This window comes from Bradyrhizobium sp. INPA03-11B (assembly GCF_040446015.1).
Taxonomy (GTDB): domain Bacteria; phylum Pseudomonadota; class Alphaproteobacteria; order Rhizobiales; family Xanthobacteraceae; genus Bradyrhizobium; species Bradyrhizobium macuxiense_A.
The window spans coordinates 1-2,528 of sequence record NZ_JASGSR010000250.1 but is presented as its reverse complement, the minus strand read 5'-3'; the positions used below and the strand labels follow the sequence as shown (position 1 = coordinate 2,528).

At 67.4% G+C, this 2,528-nt stretch carries 3 protein-coding genes; all 3 read right to left on the bottom strand.

Annotated features, from left to right (window positions below):
- Positions 1-843 (bottom strand): 16S rRNA (adenine(1518)-N(6)/adenine(1519)-N(6))-dimethyltransferase RsmA (gene rsmA / locus QMZ05_RS40675; RefSeq protein ID WP_353705868.1); only part of this gene is annotated, 843 nt, incomplete at its 3' end.
- Positions 844-1,845, bottom strand: coding sequence for a 4-hydroxythreonine-4-phosphate dehydrogenase PdxA (pdxA, locus tag QMZ05_RS40670; RefSeq protein WP_353705867.1), 1,002 nt, complete (start codon positions 1,843-1,845; stop codon positions 844-846). It abuts the gene before it with no gap.
- A 17-nt stretch (positions 1,846-1,862) separates the two neighbouring features.
- A partial coding sequence (locus QMZ05_RS40665; protein WP_353705866.1) for a peptidylprolyl isomerase occupies positions 1,863-2,528 on the bottom strand: 666 nt, incomplete at its 5' end.

The window sequence follows — 2,528 nt, the reverse complement described above, 5'->3', positions numbered from 1 at the left end:
CCGTATATCGGCCAATTCCCTCGCCATGGCAACAAAGCCCGAAACCGGAATGGTTTCAGCCCGGCGTGTCGCGTCGATATCGGCTGCGGCAGCAAGCCGCGCCGGATCGACCGACAGCGATTTCAGGCTCTGGCGCAGCATCTTGCGGCGCTGGCCGAACGCGGCTGCGGCGACCTGCTCGAGCATGCGGCGGTCGCACGGCTCGGGCGCGGTGCGCGGGATCAGGCGGACCACCGATGACGTGACCTTCGGTTGCGGCACGAAGGCTGCGGGCGAGATGTCGAACAGGATCTTGGTCTCGGCGCGCCAGTTGGCGAGCACCGCGAGCCGGCCATAGGCCTCCTCGTCCTCATGCGCGACGATGCGCTCGGCGACCTCGCGCTGGAACATCAGCACCATGGTGTCGTACCAGGGCGGCCACGGCTCGATCGACAGCCAGTCGACCAAAAGCTGCGTTGCGATGTTGTAGGGCAGGTTGGCGACGATCTTGGCCTTGCCGCCATCGAGCAAGGGACGCGGATCGAAATGCTGCGCATCGCCATGCACGATCTCGATGCGGCCGGGGTAGCGCTTGACGATATAGCCCAGCGCGTCGATCGCACGCTCGTCGCGCTCGACCGCGATCACGCGCTTGGCGCCCATCGCGAGCAGCGCGCGCGTCAAGCCGCCGGGGCCGGGCCCGACCTCGATCACGGTCGAGTCTTCCAACGGGCCCGCGGCGCGGGCGATGCGTGCGGTGAGATTGAGATCGAGCAGGAAATTCTGGCCGAGCGATTTGCGCGCCGACAGCGAATGCTCGCGAATGATGTCGCGCAGCGGCGGCAGATCGTCGATCGCGCTCACTCAGCTTGACGCCGCGGCCATCCGCGCGGCGAGCCGCAGCGCGGCGATCAGGCTCGAGGGATTGGCCTTGCCGGTACCGGCGATGTCGAATGCAGTGCCGTGATCGGGCGACGTGCGGACGAAGGGCAGCCCCAGCGTGACGTTGACGGCGTCCTCGAACGCGACGGTCTTGATCGGGATCAGCGCCTGGTCGTGATACATGCAGATGGCGCAGTCATAGGTCTTGCGCGCGGCGGCGTGGAACATGGTGTCGGACGGCAGCGGGCCGCGGACGGCGATGCCGTCGCGGCACAGGATGTCGACCGCGGGCGCGACGATCTCGACATCTTCCATGCCGAGCGTGCCGTCTTCGCCGGCATGCGGGTTGAGGCCGGCGACGGCAAGCCGCGGCGAGGCGAGGCCGAACCGCGCCTTCATATCGGCGACCACGATCCGCGCGGTCGACACGATCAGATCGGTCGACAATTGCGCCAGCGCCTCGCGGACCGACACATGGATCGTCACCGGGACGACGGCGAGCGCCGGCGACCACAGCATCATCACCGGCTGCGGCGCGGCCCCGCCGCGTGCGGCGAGCTCGGCGAGGAATTCGGTGTGGCCGGGATGACGGAAGCCGGCGCGGTACAGCACGTTCTTGGCGATCGGATTGGTGACGACGGCGCTGGCCTTGCCGGCAGCGACATCGGCGACGGCCTGACGGATCGACGCCAGCGCGGCCTCTGCGCTGGTCCCGTCGGGCTGGCCCGGTCGCGCCGTCGCCGCCTTGCCGGTCGCAACGACGGGGAGGGCCCGTTCAAACGCCGCGGACGCCTCTTCAGTGCTGACCTCGGCAAGCTCCACCGCAAGCCCGAGCGTCTTGGCGCGCTCGGCCAGCGAGGCGGGGTCGCCAAGCAGGTAGAACGGCGGGAGATCGAGTTCGCGGCGGCGCAGCCATGCGGCGAGCGTGATGTCGGGGCCGATGCCTGCGGGCTCGCCGGATGTCAGTGCGAGAGGTTGAGCCATGCGTCAACGATAGTCGATCACCGCCCGCCTGGATATTCGATCATCGCGGCTTTTCGGACTTCCTGCAGGTAGGCCTTCGACTTCGCTTCGTACTTCTGCACGTACATCTTGTCCCGCATTTCACGCTTCTTGGGCGTGTCCACGGTGGTTGCCTTCCGGCCGCAGAGGGCGACCATCTCGATGCCCTGCTTGGTGAGTTCGGGAGGGGTGAGGTGGCCGACCGGGGTCTTGTCCAGGATGTCGCGCAGCGACTGCGGCAGGTCCGCCGAGGTCTTCACGACGATCTCGCGGATCGCGGCGTTGCGCATCGACTTGAAGTAGGTGTTGGCTTCCTCGCAACTGGTCACGCGCTCGCGCAGGGAGTCGGCCTCCTTGCGGCGGCTCTCGAACTCGGATTGCGGCGAGCCGCGGGGCACGATCAGAACGATCGGCTGCATCCTGTACTCGAAAGCTTCTGCGTCGGCGGCCTCGCCGGTCTCCTTGACCGCGGTGGCGACGTCCTTTTCGCCAACCTGCAGGCTTTCCTTGAAGCGGCCGCGGACCAGGCTGGTCCAGACCATGTCGGCCCTGATGCGCTGCTTGAGCGTATCGGGGCGAATGCCCTTGCTCTCGAGCACCTTGGTCAGCTGATCGTTGTTCAGCCGCATCCGTTGCGCCATGCCGCCATACGACTGCTCGATGTC